Genomic DNA, 18,953 nt, shown 5'->3' with positions numbered 1-18,953 from the left:
TCTCGCACCTTCCACTCCAATCAAGCCGTTTGATCAATTAGTTGCTGTCGCTGAACTGGTGAAAACACCCACCTTATAGAAATAGACTCAAGCGGCACATTTTGGTAGAACAACGTTGAATAATAACATGAAAAAAATCAACGCTACTATTGTTTAGCAATAATACCTTGTAATAAAATTCGAAAACAAGAACTTATTTTAAAACAAGTTGCTTGTAACGGAGGGTGCGAAGACTCCTGCGGGAAATGTGGGAAGGCTGAGACCCCGCAAGGCAAAGCCGAGGAGGCTCAGCTCCCACCCCGCGGAAAGCGAAGCAACCCGTAGTGGAAAGCAACCTCAACAATAAAAACCAAGCCTTACTTTTTATTGTTCTAAACCAAGTCCTATCAAGATTTGCAAACGAATTTGAAGGTGCGAAGTTTGAGTTAGAAATATAAATAATCATATTTCTATACTGCAACTCTAACATATAATAAGACTTATTGTGGATTTATTCCCATTTTTTATGATTAAATAATCTATCCGGCAATAAGGAAAACTGCGTGATGGGAGTAGAAAACATCTTTTTCGCAATAGTTTCCAAAACCTTGAAACCTTTTCTATGTTTTTTCGTAAAAAAAGAGTGAGGAGGAGAGCGGCATGACGTTGGAATTAAAAAATGTTTCGAAAAAATTTGGGTCTTTTCTTGCTGTTGACAACTTATCTCTTTCCATCCCTGAAAAAGAGATGTTTGGATTTTTAGGTGGAAACGGGGCAGGAAAGACGACTACCTTTCGTATGATTCTTGGGATTTTAGGAAACAGTGAAGGGGAAATTACATGGAACAATAAAAAGATTGATTATGAAACAAGTCCTTATATCGGATATCTTCCGGAAGAAAGAGGATTGTATCCAAAACTGAAAGTAAAAGATCAGCTTGTCTACTTAGCAAGGTTAAGAGGTATGGACAAGAAGAAAGCATTGCAAGAGCTGGAATATTGGCTTAACCGCTTTAAAGTTCCCGATTATTTGAATAAAAAGGTAGAGGAGCTTTCAAAAGGGAATCAGCAAAAGATTCAGTTTATTAGTGCTGTGTTGCATAAGCCGCAGTTGTTAATTCTCGATGAGCCTTTCAGCGGTCTTGATCCTGTAAATGTAGAGCAGTTAAAAAGTGCGGTTATCGATTTAAAAAATGCTGGGACCACGATCGTGTTTTCGAGTCACCGCATGGAGCATGTGGAAGAAATGTGTGAACATCTTTGTATTATGCATAAAGGAAAACCGGTAGTACATGGCTCCTTAAAAGAAGTAAAAAGAAGCTTTGGAAAAAAGAATGTAACGATACATGCTGATTTTGACCTTGCTTTTTTAGCTGACTATCCTGGCGTCGTTAAATTAAAACAAACAACAGAAGGTGTCTCTTTGCAAATAGAAGGAGAGGAAATTGCAGAGAAGATTTTGAAGGATATCGTTAATAAAGGATTTATTCGAAAGTTTGCACTAGAAGAGCCGTCGCTTAATGATATTTTTATTGAAAAGGTAGGTGCTTCTCTTGAATAACTTTTGGACGATTCTATTTCATACGTATGCAACAAAGCTGAAAACAAAGTCCTTTATTATTACAACTGCGATCACCCTTGTGCTTATTGTAGCATTATCGAATATGCAAACGATTATCAAAACCTTTGACGGAGAAGATAGCACAAAAGTTGCAGTCATTGATCAGACAAATGAATTATTTTCACAGGTTAAACAAGCATCAAAAGCATCAAACAGTGATATGGAGCTCGTAAAATATAAAAATAGTGTAGAGAACGGGAAAAAAGCAGTCGAAAATGAAAAATATGAAGGATTATTAGTAATCGATTATAATAAGGAAAAGCTTCCAACTGCTACTTATTATTCAATGAATATTGCTGATTCTTCGGTCTCAGATGATTTGATGACGAATATTCAAGCAGTGAAAGGAAATTTAGCAGCAGCACAATTGAATTTGACTAGTGAACAGCTTGCAAAATTAAATGAACCTGTGTCATTTGATCAAGTAGCACTTGAACAAGATGCAAAAACAGCAGAAGAATTAAATCAAGCACGTGGACTTGTTTATGTATTATTATTCCTTATTTATTTTGCGGTTATTATGTATGCTAATATGATTGCGATGGAAGTAGCAACAGAAAAATCTTCCCGTGTGATGGAAATTTTGATCTCTAGTGTTTCTCCTATTAAACATATGTTTGCCAAAATACTTGGAGTAGGTCTTTTAAGTTTAACCCAGCTAGTACTATTACTTTCTGTCGGCTATTATTTTATGACAAATAATAAAGCTTTAAACTCGATGGGCGGTTTTTTTGGTTTTAGTGATGTACCGGTTTCAACCATTATTTATGCAGCAGTCTTTTTTATTCTCGGCTACTTTTTATATGCTACATTGGCAGCGCTTCTTGGTTCGCTTGTCAGCAGAATAGAAGATGTGCAGCAAATGATTACACCGATGACCTTGTTAGTTGTTGCCGGTTTTATGATTGCGATGTTTGGATTAAATGCTCCTGATACGGCATTTGTAACGGTTACTTCTTATATTCCATTTTTTACACCAATGCTCATGTTTATGAGGGTTGGCATGTTAAACTTGCCAGTATGGGAACCAATTTTAGGCATGGTAATATTAATAGTTTCCATTATTATTCTTGCTGTATTTGGGGCAAGAGTGTACAAAGGCGGCGTCTTAATGTATGGAAAATCAAATTCCTATAAAGATATTAAAAAGGCACTTCAGCTTACAAAAAAAGAGTAATAAATCGGGCCACAAAAGCACTTTTCTCTATCGGGAAAGTGCTTTTTTTATGGAAAAGGGTCGGAACTCGGCCTATTTTTAACCGTATGGTTACAAATAGGGTGCTTAGTATTAGTAAGTAGGATGGTTTAGCTCCGCTCCGCCGTCTTCATTGTGAGGGAGACGGCAATTATTTATCTTGTATTCTATACAGGAGGGAAGGGGAGATTCATGTTAGTTTTCGTATGATAGGGGTAACTATGAATAGATATGATATATTATTCGTTTTTATTAATTCACATTTTCATTTGTTTTAGAATAAGTTCTTAGTCCTTCCATCCAGTACCCCTATAATAGTCAAATGACCACATTAAACCACCTTGTACTTTCATAACTATTGGCAAATGATAAGCTTAATATTAATAATATATTCTAACGGGTTGACCATTAGTTTTATTCCATATTTGCTTCACGCAGTTGGTCTTAAAATCAAAATAATTTATATGTGTTAAAATTTGGTCACTTTGTTTTCCATTAGTATCAGAGATGAAATAAAAACCTCTATTATCCTTACTCATTATAGGCTGTCTAATGTCTGTATAATTTTCCGTATCTTCCATTAGTATTTTTGTCTTCTTATCATCTAAATTAAAGGAAACGATTTTTGATGGTTGATTATCTTTAAGTCCATCCTTATAATTTATTAAAAGTACTTTTCCGTTCTCAGATAGCGTAGCACTTCTAACGATTTTTTTTAACACCAACACTTCTTTTTTATATTCTCCTTTATTGGTGTATAAAGAAAAATGGAAGTGAGGTGGAGTGAAAGAAGAATTATTTTTATTAGCTTTATCTATATTTTCAAACTCCTCTTTTATTGATTTGGTTACAACTAACAACTCTTTTGTTTTAGAATTATAATCAAATGCAATTACAGAAGACTCATTATCTTTAGGATTTATAATTTTATATTGAGCATTCTTAATATCATATACGGCAATTTTAAAATTTCGATCATCTTTATTAACTAAAGCTCTCATATAAATAACCTGTTCTGAAGGGTTTAGTACGAGTAAATCTACATAACTCAAATCCTTAGTTAGCTGCTTTATTTTATTATTATTATTTTCTTTAAACAATTGAAATGATTCATTATACTTACTAGCAAAATATACGTTCTGTGTCTTTGGAGAATATGAGGAAGTTGGATATTCTTCTAATTGTTTCATAAAAATTAAACGTTCTTTTTTTGTATTCACGTTAAATTCATATAAGTAATGATTAATGTTATCAATGTAGTCTATATATAAAATATCTTTATTTTTTCGTGTCATGCTTGAGTTGGTTTCTGTATCTCTAGCTTTACATCCAAGAAGTAAAAAAGTACATAAAGACAATAAAATAAAACTTCTTATATTTTTCATTAGTGACACCTCCAGTAAAGTCCCCTACCTTCAAATTATATTATGATGATAGGGGATAAGTTTATAGTCTAGTAACTTATTTTTCCATTACTAATCCAACCACCGCCACTACTATCAATGACACCGCCAAGATCATATTTATAAGCATCTCTCTGTACATCTAAAATAATAGGATCTTTGAAATTCCCATAGTCCCATTTATAAAGCGTAACAGTCTTTCTTTTGGTTACATTAGTAGTTTCAATTGGGGTTCCTCTTAAAATTCTTTTTCTATATTGATAACTTACAGCACAGTCATATCTAGTTAATTTTTTTTCATCCGCTCCTATTTTACCTACACCATCATAAAAAGTAATTTTTCCAGTTTTTACAGTTGCGTTTGATTCTATAACTGTAATAGAACCTAGAAAACAAGTTAGCACAAAAGGAAGTATGGTTATTTTTTTAAAATTAGCCATTTTTTCACTTCCTTTAGTATTTATGTAAGACGAGAAGCTCATTTTTCCTACCCTCCTTCTAGAATATTTATTACACTATATAAATTAAGCAAATAGATTATTACTCTAATTCAGCATCTAATATTAAAATAAAACTGCTATATATTCCCTTTTGATTTAAAATAACTTAGTCCAAGCAGAACCTTATCAGTTAAATTGCATTTGATTCGACTATTGTGCTCTTTACACTGACCGATGTAAAATCAACATCAAAGTATGGACAAGAATCTTAACTTTCTCATCCATCCATTTTTAATGTACTTCATTTGATACTGCCATGAGAATCAGTCCTTTCCTTTTTATTCATTTTGTATGTTTAATATCCAACATTCATTGAACAAATATTAAGCAGGGGGCATTTTACATTAAAATAAAAAGTCAGTTCGTATATAGGAGCTGCTATTATTTCTTATTAATATTTTTCAGATATTCAGTAAAAGCATTGTTTTCTTCATGAGGATATCTGGTAGATATGGGGAACCTCCCTGTTATTGTATGAGAAAATGATATCATTAGAAATATACTAGTATAAATTTAACAGCTGGTTTAAAAGAGTATTAATACTTGTTTAATATTGATGTGTTTAATCTTCTATATAACTACGTAGATTATCATGTTTATAAATATCGAACTAATAAAGGGAAAGGAGAAAAAGTAATATGGTGCTACTGTCAAAAGGAGATACAGTTGGTTTAATTGCTTGTTCTAATGGGAGGCCAATCGAAGCGAAAACGCAAATGGATGCGATTGAAACAAAGTTAAAACAATTAGGGTTGCAAGTAAAATTTGCCGACACTATTTATTGTGTAGATGGAACCCCATTTAGCGGCACTCCGAAGAAGCGGGGAGAGGAATTAATGAAATTATTTACTGATGATAAAGTAAAAACTATTTTTGATATATCTGGGGGAGATGCAGCTAATCAAGTATTGCCGTATTTAGATTTCAACCGCATTGCTGAAAGCCACAAACCTTTTGTTGGATTAAGTGATTTATCCGTGATTAATAATGTGATTGTAGCATGCAGCGCTATTCCAGCTTACCATTATCAGATCAGTAATCTAGTTCGTTCTGATCAGCAAAATCAGCTGCGTCTTTTTACGGATTTATTTTTCTCTGATAATAGTTGGAAGACATTTTCTTACACATGGCTCCGCGGCGAAAAAATGGAAGGGGAAATCATCGGAGGAAATACAAGATGTTTTTTGAAACTGGCAGGAACAAAGTATTTACCCGATCCTACGAATAGAATTTTATTTTTAGAAAGTTTAGGAGGAGGACCTGCCACGTTGATGTCACTATTTACACAATTGGATCAGCTGCAATTTTTTCAAAAATGCAGCGGGGTGCTTCTTGGAACATTTACGGAAATGGAAACAAAGGGGAGTACGCCAACAGCAGAAGAACTATTGCTAGAAGTGACGAAACCATATAATGTGCCAATAGCAAAAACGCCATTTTTAGGACATGGTCCAGATGCTCATTGTCTACCGCTGGGCGTAAAAATGACATTTAGTTAATAGGCTATGTTAAAGCTATTGTTGATATTGGCACTATGTTGATTGGAGTGGAAGGTGTGAGACTCCTGCGGGAAAAGCGAGTCAGAGGGAGACCCCACAGGCGCATAGCGCCGAGGAGGCTCCCGGACCGCCCGCGGAAAGCGAACGCCTGAAGCGAAAATCAACAGGCAAGTTTAACAGAGCCAATTAATAAGAAAATATAAGAACGTGCATTCGTTTTTTTGACGTGATAAAATAGAAGAAAAAGATGGAAGGAGAAGCAGAATGAAAGAGATTTCCTTTATTCATTGTGCAGATTTGCATTTAGATAGTCCAATGATAGGGCTTAGAGATTTACCTTCTTCTATTAAAAAAAGATTGCAAGAAAGCACCTTTGCGGCATTTACTAATCTAGTGGACAAAGCAATTGCTTTACAAGTAGATTTTATTATTATTGCAGGGGATATTTATGATGTGGAAGATAGAAGCATCAGAGCGCAAATCCGTTTTAAAAAAGAATTGGAACGCCTCCAAAAACAGGATATTGCTGTTTTTATTGTTCATGGAAACCACGATCACTTAAGTGGAAGCTGGGTACAAATAAAATGGCCTGATAATGTGCACATCTTCCCTTCGGACGTAACACAAATAGTGTATACAACAGGAACAACGACTGTTTCCTTATATGGGTTTAGTTATGAAACAAGACATATTTATGACCGGAAAATTGACTTGTATAAAAAAGAGAATAATGCAGATTTTCATATAGGGATACTGCACGGCAGCATCGAAGGCTCAACTGACCACAGTCCGTATGCTCCCTTCCATTTACATGATTTAACCTCTAAATTAATGGATTATTGGGCTCTTGGTCATATACATAAAAGAGAGGTTCTTCAACAATATCCTCCTATTGTTTATCCAGGCAATATTCAAGGCAGACATAAAAAAGAAACAGACGAAAAAGGCGCCTATTTTGTCCAGTTAAGCGAAGAAGGAACAGAATTGGAATTTTTCGCAACGGCAGATATTATTTGGAGAAAAATAGAAATTGATGCAGCAAAGGTACAATCATTTGATGAACTTTTAATATTATGCAAGCAAAAAATGGACGCAGAAAGAACAGCAAGCCATTCTAGTATTCTTTTTTTTGAAATCATTAATTTGAGCATTCATGAAACGGTTCTTCCTGCAGAATTACTAGAAATCCTGCAGGAGGAAGAAATAGAAGATCAACAGTTTGTGTGGGTTTCTTCACTGAAAATAATCGAAAACACGACTTGGATAAAAGACAATTTAATTAATGAATCAGATTTTTACAAAGAGCTTTTTACAGTAGCGGAGGATAAAATGGCCGTGGAAAAGGGCGTTGCTTCTCTTTATCACAATCCAGCTGCCCACCGTTTTTTGGAAGAGTTGACAGAAGAGGATAAAAAAAATTTGGCGGAAGAAGCAGAGCATTTGTTGATTCAATTACTTTATTCAGAATAGGTGGGAGGTGAAGAAGTAATGTTTATACGATCGATGACGATTTATGGCTACGGCAAGTTGGAAAATAAGTCATTTGCAATTGATGATTCCTTGCAAGTTTTTTTTGGTGAAAATGAAGCAGGAAAATCGACTATCATGAGTTTTATTCATAGCATCTTATTTGGTTTCCCGACAAAACAGCAAATAGAACTTAGATATGAACCGAAGCACCAGTATAAGTATGGAGGGAAAATGACGGTCTTTTTTCCTAAACATGGATTGGCCACCATTGAACGCGTAAAGGGAAAAGCGCAAGGAGATGTAACCGTTACGTTGGAAAATGGCAGAAGAGGACAGGAGGAATTGTTGGAAGAGCTGCTGAGGGGAGTAGATAAAGGGTTATTTCAGTCTATTTTTTCTTTTAATCTTCAAGGCTTGCAAAATATTCATCAATTAAAAAGTGAGGAACTTGGAAGGTTTTTGTTTTCAACAGGTATAGTTGGTTCTGATGCCTTATTAAAAGCAGAAAATGATTTACAGAAGGAATTAGATCAACGATTTAGGCCGAATGGGAAAAAACCGCAGCTTAATAAAAAATTAGTGTCTTTAAAAGAAAAGCATCGACAGTTAAAAATAGCAGAAAAAACGAATAGTCAATATGAACAGCTGCTTGAGCAAAGACAAAACATAGAAGAATCGTTAAAAGCAGCAGAGGAAACGAAAGAAGAGGTAGAAAAAGAGAAACGTCTTTTAGAAGAATGGATCAAAATAAAACCTATTGTGAATGAAAGCAACCAATTAAAAACACAATTAGAACGCTACAAAGAATCATCCTTTCCGTTGGATGGTTTAAAAAGATGGGAAAAAACAAAGGAACGAATTCTTGCGATTGAAAGCAGCATGCAGCATATTGATAACAAATTAAAAAAGATAGAAGAAGAACAGAAGGAATTGGCACCAGATTTTTGTTTGCTGGATAAAGAGGGAGAAATTGTCTATGCAATGGAAAAGCTCCCTGTAGCTGAGCAGTGGACGAGCCGGATAAACTCGCTGCTAAATCAGGCGAGTGCAATAGAAGCAGAGCTTCAAGTAATAGAAGAAAAACTGCATATCGTAAATAAAGATGAACTGATTAAAAGCAATACGAGTGTTTTTTTAAAGGAACAATGTGCTCATGCGAATGCAAAACAAAGGCGGTTAAAAGAGCAAAGGGAAGAGTTGGATCATCGTTTAAATGAAGAGCAAAAGTTGTTGGAAAAGCTTGAAAAAGACGCCCAAGAGCAAGAAAGAGTACTATTATCGAGCGACAAAAGAAAACAATTAGAAGAACAGGCTGATGCTGTCCATAAGTATTCCTTTTATAAAGAAAGAAGCGGCTTTCTTGAAAAAGAGCTAAGCGACATAAAAAAGCAATTAAAACAGAATCAAAAAAAGAGAAAAAATGAAATCGTGCAATGGAGCATTTTTACTCTTTTTTGGCTGATTACAGCAGTGTTAGGAGTTTGGAACGATAACAGCTTGTTTATGTTTGTTGGTTTAATAGCAAGCTTTATTGGAGGGGTGTTGCTGTTTCGCAGCAGGCAGCAATACAAAAGGGAATATTCCTTATTACTTAAAAAATTACAGGAAGTAAAAAAGGAATGGCAAACTGTTCAAAACATATTGGATAAAAAAGAAAACAGTAATCTATCTTACGTAATACAAACACTGAAAGAAGATGATGATAACCGCGAAAAATTGACGAGATATAAGGTGAAATTAGAGCAGCAAAACGAAAGTTATGAAAAAGTGCTTCGAGGTTTTGAAAAATGGGAGCAGGATATGAAAGAGCTTGAAGTACATTTAAAAAAGCTAGGAAAAGATATTGGCATTTCAGAAGACGTGGCCATGCATTTTATTGAGGATGCTTTTTTATTATTAGAACAATGGAAGAATAAAAGCAGAGAAAGAGATCGTATTCAAAAAGAAATAGCGGCAATAGAGACAGACAGGAAGGAAATAGAGCAAACGATTATTCAGCTGTATCAAGCTTTTTTTCCAAAAAAAGCAGACAGCATACAAAATATGTGCTTTCATTTGAAAGCGGCGATAAAAAACGAAAATGAAAAGAAAATTCGCTGGAATGAAAACGCTAGAAAACAAGCGGAATATAAGAGAGATATAGAAGGATACGAAGCAGAGTTATCGATCTACTTATCAGAAAAGGAGCAATTATTTCAGCTTGCAGAAGTAGATAATGAGGAAAGCTTTCGAGAACGGGCCAAATTAGACGAAGAGAAAAAACAATACATGGCCGAGCTTGCAGCAATACAGCTGCAATTAGACCGCTCCGCTTTCCAAAATGAAAAAATAGCTAAATATAGGACGATAGAAGAACCAGAAATGGAAGTAGAACAGAAGGACAAGCAAATCAAAGAAATGGCTGTAAAAAGCAAACAATGGATGGAAGAGTTGGCGAAATTAAACTTTGATATTGTACGGGTTGAAACGGGTGGTACATATACAGAGCTGCTGCATTCCTATAAACAATTAAAAGCAGAGTTTGAGGAAGAGGCAAAAGAGTGGGGAAAATATGCTGTTGCAAAACAGTTCCTTTCGCAAACCGTCGAGCAGTATAAAAACAAACAATTACCTAAAATGCTGCAAAAAGCAGAAGAGTACTTTACGTATTTAACAGAAGGAAAATATAAAAAGATTATTCCGAAAGAGGATGGTGCAGGCTTTCTAGTAGAAAGTAAGGATCAAATGCTCTTTGAAGCAAAAGAATTAAGCCAAGGGACAACAGAGCAGCTTTATGTTTCCATCAGACTGGCGCTTGCCAAAACATTTTACCGTAAATATCAGCTGCCAATTATTATCGATGACAGTTTTGTAAATTTTGATGAAAAAAGAACGAGCAGGGTTATTCAGCTTCTAAAATCTAATGCGGAAAATCAGCTGCTTTTTTTTACTTGTCATCCTCATATTGTGAAACATTTTCAAAAGGAAGAAGTTTTATATCTATCTGTTGCACAAGCAAAGTATGGCAGTTAAGAAATAGTAAATCATTTCATGTTATACTACTTTTGGTATGTCGGTTTCTTAACAAATGAAAAAATAGAAAAAATACCATATAAGGGAGCGGAGTTAATTGAGTAAAAAAGGAGTACTCCATTATGAGGTTGGAGAACAAATTGAGTTATTTTTATTAATAAAAAGTGCGACAAAAGGAATTGCAAGCAATGGCAAACCTTTTATGACACTTATTTTTCAAGATAAAAGCGGAGAGATAGAAGCAAAGCTTTGGGATGCAACAGATGGTGATGAACAAAGCTATCGAGCAGAGACGATTGTAAAAATTAATGGAGATATCCAAAACTATCGCGGCAGACTACAGTTAAGAATACGCCAAATTAAATTAACGAATAAAGAAGATAATGTTCGATTAGCTGATTTTTTAGAAACAGCCCCGCTAAGCCAAGATGAAATGATGGGAAAAATAACGCAGTATATATTTGAAATGCAAAATTCTAATATACAAAGAATGACAAGACATTTAGTGAAAAAATATCAACAAGCTTTTTTGGAATACCCAGCAGCGACCAAAAATCATCATGAGTTTGTATCAGGGTTGGCTTACCATGTTGTCAGCATGTTAGATTTGGCAAAGGCGATAGCGAACCTTTATCCAAGCTTAGATAAAGACCTTCTGTATGGCGGCATTATATTGCATGATTTAGGAAAAGTATTAGAGCTTTCTGGACCGATTTCTACTGTTTATACGGTCGAAGGAAATTTATTAGGCCATATAACGATTATGGTGAATGAAATTGGCAAAGCAGCGGAAGAATTAGATATTCATGGAGAAGAAGTGATGATCCTCCAACATATTGTGTTGTCTCATCATGGCAAAGCAGAATGGGGCAGTCCAAAGGCGCCATTAATTAAAGAAGCAGAGATTATCCATTATATTGACAATTTAGATGCAAAAATGAATATGCTCGATCGCGCGTTGGAAAGAGTGAAGCCAGGTGAATTTACAGAACGGGTTTTCCCATTGGAAAATCGCTCGTTTTATAAACCTACTTTTCATAAATGATGCAATGGAATAATCTACTTTTTCTAGCATAGGATGAAGTATAACTAGTAAAGGAGTAGATTTACGATGTTTAGTATTCCTATGTGGGTTTTATTTGTATTCGGTGGCATTGTCGTCAGTGCTTTTATGGCTGTGAAAACAGGCAAAGAAGAAAGAAAGCTGGAAAATGAAGGCATTGAAAGAGAAGGTGAAGAATATATGAAACGATTAGAACGAGAAAAAGAACGGAGACATAAAAATAAAGAGGAAAAAGTGTTTGAAAACTAATAAACTTGTTTCGGCAAGCTAAATTCTCATCTTGTTAAAAAGTCCACCAGAGCTTCACTTAGAAATATGGGCATTACTGCAGCGTTAATATGGATAAAAAAGGTCATCTATAAGAGGAATGAAGCCCTCTATAGATGACCTTTTTTTAAAAGATAAGAAAGTATAAGTTTTCTGAAGTCTGATGGGTGTCTAGCTCCAGCGCCCTATCGACTTCAACGCTTCCCTCACCTCGTCTACGATAAGTCAACATCGAATCGCTAAGCTCTTCGTGTTTCCTTTATCTCTGAAAGGTACACAATCTAAAACCGCCAAGTCCTGTGGCAACGATTGTGTAATCCACATCCTGTGGACCTCAGCTTTTTCTGTCGATGAGCAAGGGCGCTTCCGCTTTTCTTATTTCTGTGTATCTGGAGCAGCAGGAGTATCTAAAATGCTTTTTAAGTCTTTATCTTCAATTTTTACATTCGCATCTTTGATCTCTTTTTGCATTGCTTTGCTGATATCTTCATTCGTCAGCTTGGACACTTTTAAGTCAAAGGCCATTTTATCTTTTACATCTTCGTATTTGCCTTTTTCTTTCTTGTCTGTTACTTGGATAATATGATAGTCATGTTCCGATTTAACAGGATTGCTGATTTCATTTACTTTTAAAGCATATGCTGCTTTTTCAAATTCAGGAACCATTGCGTTTGCGCCAAACCAGCCTAAATCTCCACCCTTGTCTTTGCTTCCAGGGTCGGTAGAATACTTCTTCGCCAAGTCCTCAAATTTCTCACCTTTATCAAGCTTTTGCTTTACTTCTTTTGCTGTCTTTTCATCAGCAACTAAAATATGGCGTGCTTTAATTTCAGGCTTGTACTCATCGTAATATGCTTTAATTTCATCATCTGTTACTTTTACTTCTTTAACAGCTGCTTTTTGTTGTAGTAATCCAGTTTTAAAAAACTCGCGTAACTCATCTTCACTATTGTATCCGTATTGTTTGATAACAGTTAAAAATTGATCTCCATATTGACCTTTAAGTTTATCTACTTGCTCGTTTACTTCTTTATCAGAAACATTATATTTCTTTTCTAATACTTTTTCATAAAGCAATGGTTGCAGAACTGCTGCACCGTATTTTTCTTTCATTGCATCATATAGTTCATTTTTTGTAATGTCCCCAGCATCCGTTTTAACAATTGCTTCGGATCCATCATTGCTGCATGCACTAAGACCGATTACACTTGCAGCTAAAGTAAGGGATAATATCCATTTTTTCAAGTTAAACACTCCCAAGTTAGTTTTTCGATTTCAACATTCCTACTATATCATAAATAGTGAAAAGAGCAAAAGTTATTGTAATAATGTTAGCCAAAAATGGTGAATTTTATTAGTAAGTTTAATGGGTAAATCGTTATTATTGGAACTGTCCTTTGTTAAGCATTTTTTTTCTATATATATAAACGAATAACCATTAATTGAATACAATATGTTAGCAACCTTAAAAGGAGGTGTTACTATGGGTCATTCATACGGTGGAGGCTTTGCTTTAATCGTTGTATTGTTCATCTTATTAATTATCGTGGGTGCTGCATGTCTGTAATATTTGCCAAAACATACTAATTGTCATTGTCTTTTCTAAGTGGCTGCGAAAAATATGTAAAAAGAGATTAGAAAAAGAAAAGTTGTAGTTAAAAGTAAGAGAGAGGAGGAGGTTTCATGTCAGACGGAGGCACGTACGGCGGGGGCTTTGCTTTAATAGTCGTTCTTTTCATCTTATTAATCATCATTGGAGCTTCTTGGTTGTAAGATCAGTAATAAAAGATAAAAAGGTGAGCATCTGCTCACCTTTTTATCTAATTTTTGTACTTTGATCCCACCTCAGTTTTATATAAAAAGAAGGCGGTGGGAAACTGCTAGTCAAAAACCGATTGGTTCCTTTACCCTTCATCTTAAACGGAAGGAAAGAGGAACTTTATGTTTAATTAAAAAGGATATCAACATAGGAAGAAATCAAAAGAATCGTTATTAGAACATTAATGGTTCGAAACACCTTTGGTTGTTTTTCTTCTGGAATCTCTTTTTGTAAACATAAAGCATTGGTCATTCTATTAATATTGTACAATATTAGAATAGCTAAAATGATAAAAATGGAGATCATCATTGATTCCCTCCTTATCTAACGTAATGGTTGTATGTTACTTACAATATCAAATAACTTTATAAAAAGATAGTATTAACTCTTCTGAATGATGGATAAACTGTTCCATTCATTTGAAAAAATGGAGAATTTAAGTTATTTTATGAGTAATTACCATTCATTAAGAAATTTTATTGATCAGTATTTCAAAACCATCTTCATTTTCTTCTACAAAACATCTGCTTGGTGACTTCCAAAGGTTTTTCATTCGGATAAAGTCAGGGACACAAAGTCCAAAGTGATAAGCAAATAAAATAAGAAAGTAATGGACATAATGTGTAAACAGAAAACAACAAGCAATAAATGTAATATTTAAGACAATAAAAGGTGTAACAGATGAAATAAGAAAATGACCTTTTTTTATTGGCTCACTTGCTCGAATGCTAATTATCGGAAAAAAGCGATACTGAACGTCCATTGTTTTTTTAACTTTATTACCTAAAGGAATCAACGGTAATAAATGAAGCAGTTTATGAACAGGATAAATAAACAATAAACACAGTAAAAAAAGGATAAAATAGTTATCATTTAAACTGTTTTGGGCAAAATAAGTAGTTGTTGGTACGTACAGAAACAGAAACGTCAAAATCATCGTTATAGATGATATGATAAAAAGTCGTTGTAAACCGTATTGTTTATTCATATTAATCGTCTTCCAACAGTTCATATTCATCAACCTCCAAAAGGAGAAATTTACAAATTTATTCAACTCACTTTGATACTTTACGACGAATATAATAAAAAATCAATAGGTTTTTTTAAGTTTATAAAATGTTCAATTTTTCTTATTAACTATTAGATAGTTTAACCAAAAATTTGAACACAAAAAGCAGGAAAGAATAGCTCTCCTGCTCAATAGTCCTTTATCTATCTATAAGTCTGTTATTATTTAACAGGCACTGGTTCTTTTTGTCTAAGCTGCCCGTTCTCTTCTACAAATGAATCTTCAATATTAGTGAAAGATTTTTCGAATATCTCCATAAAATCATCACCGTAAATATGTCTAACAACTGTCATCATTTCCAGCAGTTCAGGAAACTTTCCGTATAATTCTTTAATCGGTAATGCAGCAGAAAAGGCTGCACTATTATTCGGATTATACTCGGCCATAGTGTCTAAAAACAAGGATTCCCCTTTTTCTGTTAAACAAATGTACGTGTTTCTTTTATCATTTTCTTTTTTAGAAAACGTTAAAAGTCCTCTTTCTTCCAGCTTCTTTGAAAAATTAAATGCTGTGGAAACATGCATTACACCAAAATTAGCAACATCAGAGATAGATGCGCCATTTAACTGGTAGGCAATCCATAAAATATGGTGCTCATTGATGTTTAAATCAAATGGCTTAATCCAGTTTTGCCAATCTTTTTCGATCGACTTCCAAAGTGCTTTACTAAGTTGTCCAATTCTTTGTGTAAATAAAATTGATTCCTTCATTGAGTATTGTCTTTCTTGCATCTCCAATTCACCTACTTTTCTATCGTCTATAATCATTATGCCAATAAAACAAAAATTAATAAAGATAAAAATATACAAAATTTTTAAAAATATAAATTTTTTTATTGGAAAGCGGTTGGTATGAATATTTATTATCAATTGCTAATAAAAATACATTAATAATATAAAATAACCTAGCAATATTGGTGTTTATTGTTAAAAAATATTTGTCTAAAAAAATAGATATTTGTTAAAAAAAGTTTAAAATCGGATATTTTATTCCATATAATCCCTTTGTTTTCAAAAAAATGTTTATAGTTAGGGGGATTAGATTGAAGGAGAGATTTACGAAAAATGAATATTTTATAAAACTATACAAAAGATAATTTATATTTTGTATAAAATGATAATTAATAATATGATAACGAAAATACTATATGTAAATAAGTTTTATATCCTTATTCCCTTTAATAATGTTAGGGAATGTTACATAAAATGAGGTTGTGTAATACCTATCGTTAAAAATAGAAGGTTGTTTGTTAGAATATCTTACTTTTTAAGTTGGTTGGTATTTTTTGGGATGGTAAATTTAATTTGAAGGCTGTTTCCGTATAGATTGTTGCTTTTAAACGTGCAGCCTGAATACACTTCGTCCGTTTAGCAAGCGTCGAGCTTCCTCGTCGCATAGACTCCTGTGGGGTCTCGTCTTTCTCGCATTCCCACAGGAGTCTAGCAGATTCCCTTCCTATAAACAATATTATCGTTTAACAGATCCTTCTTTTATTCTGATTTTTAACTATTACTCCGAGCTAAAGCCTATTTTAAGCTTGATTCTAGGTCGTTTACTGTATTTTCTAACTCTTTTAATTCTATTTGCAGCTGTTCTTGATGTGGTTTAATTTCCTGTTTCCAATCGTTTAATGTAACTTTAAGATCCTCAACAAAAGAAAGAATGATTGCTTGTCCTTCTACAGTAGCGGTTGTAATAGAGTCTTTTATCTCGATGATGCTAGTTTTTAATTCATCCATATTGGACAAAAAGGCATTGGTATTATCATAGACCGTTTTTCTAGCTTCTTTTCCAGATACTGGAGTAGAGAGGAGTGTGGTTACACCTGCTGCAATACTTCCAATAATAAATCCAGTTAAAAATGATTTGCCGCTCATTTTCCTCACCTCATTCTTTTTTCCTATTATAACGCATTCTCTTCTATTTTTTCTATTGTAAGGTTAGTTTAGAGAGGCGGTATAAGAGTAATGATAAAGTCGGAGCGAACGAAGTCATTCCAAACGGATACCAATGAAGTAAAGAATTAGCCTGCATTTATGATTACAATTTAAATCAAGCGTAGCTCCGTAATCTTTTCCCAAAATAAAAAATGTGCCCATTTAGGACACATTTTTATTAACTATTTTTTTGTTGAAAGTTTTCCATAAAGGAAGCTAGAGCTTGTACATGTTCTAAAGGAACAGCGTTGTAAATGGATGCACGGCATCCACCAACAGAACGGTGACCATTAAGTCCAACAAAACCAGCTTCTTTTGCTTGTTGTAGGAAATCTTTTGTAATTTCATCAGATTGCAAAGTAAATGTAACGTTCATTTTTGAACGGCTGTCTTTTTCTGCATGACCTTTGTAAAAGCCGTTGCTATTGTCTATTACATCATACAATGCTTGAGCTTTTTTATCGTTTATAGCAGCAATGCCTTCTAAGCCACCTTGTTTTTCGACCCATTTTAATACTAATGATAATAAATAAATAGCGAAAGTAGGTGGTGTATTAAATAATGAATTATTGCTTGCATGTGTTTCGTAACTCATCATTGTCGGTAAGGAAGAGTTTGCTTTGATCAGCTCTTTTTTGATAATAACAACTGTTACACCTGAAGGTCCTAGATTTTTTTGAGCTCCCGCATAAATGACATCAAATTGCTTCACATCTATCGGAGTACTTAAAATATCACTAGACATATCTGCAATTAAAGGAACAGTTAATCCTTCTGGATATGCATGCCATTGTGTACCAAAAATTGTATTATTACTAGTAACATGAAGATACGCAGCATCTTCTGGAACTTTTATTTCTTTTAAATCCGGTATATAAGTGTAGTTTGATTCTTTGCTTGATACTGTAACAGCAGCTTCTCCAATTTTTGAAGCTTCTTTTAATGCTTTTTCAGACCAAGCTCCTGTTAAAGCATAATACCCGACTTTATTTTCTTGTAACAAGTTCATTGGTATCATTGAAAATTGAAGACTCGCTCCACCTTGAAGAAATAGAATTTCATAATCTTCTGGAATAGAAAGTAAAGATGTCAAAAGTGCCTTCGCTTCATTATGTACTGCTTCGTAATCTTTGCTGCGATGACTTAGTTCCATTACAGACATGCCAGTATTATTAAAATTCAACAAACTATTTTGAGCTTCTTGTAGTACCTCTTCTGGAAGTGCGGCAGGTCCAGCGTTAAAATTATATGCGCGTTTCATCTTATTTCCTCCCAATGCATATCCGCTATCGCGGTAAACTAAAAAGACTAATCTAATACTATCAAATTGTGATAATTTGTACAGATAAAAAATAAAAAACCTTTTAAAAATTTTTTTATTTTAAAAAGGTTTTCTTTGTTTATTATTTTTTCAATAAAACAAAAAAAAATGTTGTTTTTCTTACTATTAAATAAAATAAGGCTTCTTCTTAAGACTAGAAGCTTTTATTAAATAATAAATTATGTATGAAAAAAATTTATGACAATTTTTCTTTAATTGTGGCAGCAATTTCCCCAAGCTCTTCATTTGTATACGCATCAAAATTTGTTTTCCAAACAGCTCCAAAGCCATCGCCTTTTCCATAACGTGGAATGATATGCATATGATAATGAAACACAGATTGACCTGCATGTTCTCCATTATTATTTAAAAGATTTAAACCAATCGGGTTATAAGCGTCTTTTATGGCATTAGCTATTTGCGGTACTGCTTCAAATAAGTTTTTGGAGATTTCTGGTGTTAATTCATAAATATCTTTTACATGTGTTTTCGGAACCACTAATGTGTGTCCTTTTGTTACTTGGCTAATATCTAAAAATGCCACTACATGTTCGTTCTCAAAAACTTTTTTAGATGGAATTTCTCCGGCAATTATTTTACAAAAAATACATTCGCTCAAAACAATACATCCCTTTCTTTTTTTCTCTATTTTATCATAGCAGGTTTATCTCGGCAAAAGAATGTTGCTTTAAAACCCGCAGCCTGCATACCCTTCGCTTTCCGTGGGCGAGCGACAAGCCTCCTGATATGAACAAAACTGTCAAGGCCCCTACTCTAAATTAATATCTAGGTTATTTTG

At 33.9% G+C, this 18,953-nt stretch carries 18 protein-coding genes; 9 read left to right on the top strand and 9 right to left on the bottom strand.

Annotation, left to right across the window (positions count from 1 at the left end; genetic code table 11):
- Nucleotides 1-639 precede the first annotated feature (639 nt).
- Complete coding sequence (locus ACTYA4_RS21000; RefSeq protein ID WP_443482881.1) at nt 640-1,539, top strand: ABC transporter ATP-binding protein; 900 nt, start codon at nt 640-642, stop codon at nt 1,537-1,539.
- Nucleotides 1,532-2,776 carry an ABC transporter permease gene (locus ACTYA4_RS20995; protein WP_443482882.1) on the top strand — a complete coding sequence of 415 codons (1,245 nt, stop codon included), beginning with the start codon at nt 1,532-1,534 and terminating at the stop codon, nt 2,774-2,776. The genes ACTYA4_RS21000 and ACTYA4_RS20995 overlap by 8 nt, the downstream gene beginning before the upstream one ends.
- Before the next feature lie 398 nt (nt 2,777-3,174).
- On the opposite strand, the gene ACTYA4_RS20990 is transcribed toward ACTYA4_RS20995, so the two are convergent.
- Both ACTYA4_RS20990 and ACTYA4_RS20985 read right to left on the bottom strand, forming a co-directional pair.
- Nucleotides 3,175-4,179 carry a TolB-like translocation protein gene (locus ACTYA4_RS20990; protein ID WP_443482883.1) on the bottom strand — a complete coding sequence of 335 codons (1,005 nt, stop codon included), beginning with the start codon at nt 4,177-4,179 and terminating at the stop codon, nt 3,175-3,177.
- Between the two features lie 68 nt (nt 4,180-4,247).
- On the bottom strand, nt 4,248-4,637 hold the full coding sequence (locus tag ACTYA4_RS20985) for a hypothetical protein (protein ID WP_443482884.1): 390 nt from the start codon (nt 4,635-4,637) through the stop codon (nt 4,248-4,250).
- A gap of 698 nt (nt 4,638-5,335) precedes the next feature.
- Between ACTYA4_RS20985 and ACTYA4_RS20980 the strand changes: the two genes are divergently transcribed.
- The 5 genes from ACTYA4_RS20980 to ACTYA4_RS20960 all read left to right on the top strand — a co-directional run bounded on the left by ACTYA4_RS20980 (nt 5,336) and on the right by ACTYA4_RS20960 (nt 11,990).
- Nucleotides 5,336-6,196: a S66 family peptidase gene (locus ACTYA4_RS20980; protein WP_443482885.1), complete on the top strand. Its 861-nt coding sequence runs from the start codon at nt 5,336-5,338 to the stop codon at nt 6,194-6,196.
- Nucleotides 6,197-6,460: 264 nt separating this feature from the next.
- Complete coding sequence (locus ACTYA4_RS20975; protein ID WP_445505857.1) at nt 6,461-7,666, top strand: metallophosphoesterase family protein; 1,206 nt, start codon at nt 6,461-6,463, stop codon at nt 7,664-7,666.
- An 18-nt stretch (nt 7,667-7,684) separates the two neighbouring features.
- On the top strand, nt 7,685-10,678 hold the full coding sequence (locus ACTYA4_RS20970) for an ATP-binding protein (protein ID WP_445505856.1): 2,994 nt from the start codon (nt 7,685-7,687) through the stop codon (nt 10,676-10,678).
- Between the two features lie 97 nt (nt 10,679-10,775).
- On the top strand, nt 10,776-11,723 hold the full coding sequence (gene yhaM / locus ACTYA4_RS20965; RefSeq protein WP_443482888.1) for a 3'-5' exoribonuclease YhaM: 948 nt from the start codon (nt 10,776-10,778) through the stop codon (nt 11,721-11,723).
- A gap of 66 nt (nt 11,724-11,789) precedes the next feature.
- The gene (locus ACTYA4_RS20960; RefSeq protein ID WP_443482889.1) at nt 11,790-11,990 is read left to right on the top strand and encodes a sporulation YhaL family protein; all 201 of its coding nucleotides are present in this window, start codon (nt 11,790-11,792) and stop codon (nt 11,988-11,990) included.
- A gap of 393 nt (nt 11,991-12,383) precedes the next feature.
- On the opposite strand, the gene ACTYA4_RS20955 is transcribed toward ACTYA4_RS20960, so the two are convergent.
- Nucleotides 12,384-13,253, bottom strand: coding sequence for a peptidylprolyl isomerase (locus ACTYA4_RS20955; protein ID WP_443482890.1), 870 nt, complete (start codon nt 13,251-13,253; stop codon nt 12,384-12,386).
- A gap of 238 nt (nt 13,254-13,491) precedes the next feature.
- On the opposite strand from ACTYA4_RS20955, the gene ACTYA4_RS20950 reads away from it, so the two are divergent.
- Both ACTYA4_RS20950 and ACTYA4_RS20945 read left to right on the top strand, forming a co-directional pair.
- Nucleotides 13,492-13,575, top strand: a complete 84-nt coding sequence (locus ACTYA4_RS20950; RefSeq protein ID WP_443482900.1) for a YjcZ family sporulation protein — start codon at nt 13,492-13,494, stop codon at nt 13,573-13,575.
- Between the two features lie 116 nt (nt 13,576-13,691).
- Complete coding sequence (locus ACTYA4_RS20945) at nt 13,692-13,781, top strand: YjcZ family sporulation protein (protein ID WP_443482891.1); 90 nt, start codon at nt 13,692-13,694, stop codon at nt 13,779-13,781.
- 172 nt (nt 13,782-13,953) lie between these two features.
- Here the strand turns inward: ACTYA4_RS20945 and ACTYA4_RS20940 are convergent, their stop codons facing one another.
- The 6 genes from ACTYA4_RS20940 to ACTYA4_RS20915 form a co-directional block, all read right to left on the bottom strand.
- Nucleotides 13,954-14,133 carry a hypothetical protein gene (locus tag ACTYA4_RS20940; RefSeq protein WP_443482901.1) on the bottom strand — a complete coding sequence of 60 codons (180 nt, stop codon included), beginning with the start codon at nt 14,131-14,133 and terminating at the stop codon, nt 13,954-13,956.
- 160 nt (nt 14,134-14,293) lie between these two features.
- Nucleotides 14,294-14,839 (bottom strand): DUF3267 domain-containing protein, encoded by a 546-nt coding sequence (locus ACTYA4_RS20935; RefSeq protein ID WP_443482892.1) that lies wholly within the window; start codon nt 14,837-14,839, stop codon nt 14,294-14,296.
- A 218-nt stretch (nt 14,840-15,057) separates the two neighbouring features.
- The gene (locus ACTYA4_RS20930) at nt 15,058-15,627 is read right to left on the bottom strand and encodes an HTH-type transcriptional regulator Hpr (protein WP_445505855.1); all 570 of its coding nucleotides are present in this window, start codon (nt 15,625-15,627) and stop codon (nt 15,058-15,060) included.
- Between the two features lie 795 nt (nt 15,628-16,422).
- Entirely contained in the window at nt 16,423-16,773 is a 351-nt protein-coding gene (locus ACTYA4_RS20925; protein WP_443482894.1) for a YtxH domain-containing protein, read from the bottom strand.
- 238 nt (nt 16,774-17,011) lie between these two features.
- Nucleotides 17,012-18,094: a 3-phosphoserine/phosphohydroxythreonine transaminase gene (gene serC, locus ACTYA4_RS20920; RefSeq protein ID WP_443482895.1), complete on the bottom strand. Its 1,083-nt coding sequence runs from the start codon at nt 18,092-18,094 to the stop codon at nt 17,012-17,014.
- A 256-nt stretch (nt 18,095-18,350) separates the two neighbouring features.
- Nucleotides 18,351-18,773, bottom strand: coding sequence for an HIT family protein (locus tag ACTYA4_RS20915; protein ID WP_443482896.1), 423 nt, complete (start codon nt 18,771-18,773; stop codon nt 18,351-18,353).
- Nucleotides 18,774-18,953 lie beyond the last annotated feature (180 nt).

The sequence above is a fragment of the Niallia yueguangensis genome (genome assembly GCF_052663115.1).
Note: the sequence above shows the minus strand (reverse complement) of the source record. Positions and strands in the feature narration are given on the sequence as shown.

Bases quoted from the DNA above. Each gene is read 5' to 3' on its own strand.
- ACTYA4_RS21000 (WP_443482881.1), top strand. From the start codon at position 640: ATGACGTTGGAATTAAAAAATGTTTCGAAAAAATTTGGGTCTTTTCTT.
- ACTYA4_RS20990 (WP_443482883.1), bottom strand. From the start codon at position 4,179: ATGAAAAATATAAGAAGTTTTATTTTATTGTCTTTATGTACTTTTTTA.
- ACTYA4_RS20985 (WP_443482884.1), bottom strand. From the start codon at position 4,637: ATGGCTAATTTTAAAAAAATAACCATACTTCCTTTTGTGCTAACTTGT.
- ACTYA4_RS20980 (WP_443482885.1), top strand. From the start codon at position 5,336: ATGGTGCTACTGTCAAAAGGAGATACAGTTGGTTTAATTGCTTGTTCT.
- ACTYA4_RS20975 (WP_445505857.1), top strand. From the start codon at position 6,461: ATGAAAGAGATTTCCTTTATTCATTGTGCAGATTTGCATTTAGATAGT.
- ACTYA4_RS20970 (WP_445505856.1), top strand. From the start codon at position 7,685: ATGTTTATACGATCGATGACGATTTATGGCTACGGCAAGTTGGAAAAT.
- ACTYA4_RS20960 (WP_443482889.1), top strand. From the start codon at position 11,790: ATGTTTAGTATTCCTATGTGGGTTTTATTTGTATTCGGTGGCATTGTC.
- ACTYA4_RS20950 (WP_443482900.1), top strand. From the start codon at position 13,492: ATGGGTCATTCATACGGTGGAGGCTTTGCTTTAATCGTTGTATTGTTC.
- ACTYA4_RS20945 (WP_443482891.1), top strand. From the start codon at position 13,692: ATGTCAGACGGAGGCACGTACGGCGGGGGCTTTGCTTTAATAGTCGTT.
- ACTYA4_RS20940 (WP_443482901.1), bottom strand. From the start codon at position 14,133: ATGATCTCCATTTTTATCATTTTAGCTATTCTAATATTGTACAATATT.
- ACTYA4_RS20935 (WP_443482892.1), bottom strand. From the start codon at position 14,839: ATGAACTGTTGGAAGACGATTAATATGAATAAACAATACGGTTTACAA.
- ACTYA4_RS20930 (WP_445505855.1), bottom strand. From the start codon at position 15,627: ATGCAAGAAAGACAATACTCAATGAAGGAATCAATTTTATTTACACAA.
- ACTYA4_RS20925 (WP_443482894.1), bottom strand. From the start codon at position 16,773: ATGAGCGGCAAATCATTTTTAACTGGATTTATTATTGGAAGTATTGCA.
- serC (WP_443482895.1), bottom strand. From the start codon at position 18,094: ATGAAACGCGCATATAATTTTAACGCTGGACCTGCCGCACTTCCAGAA.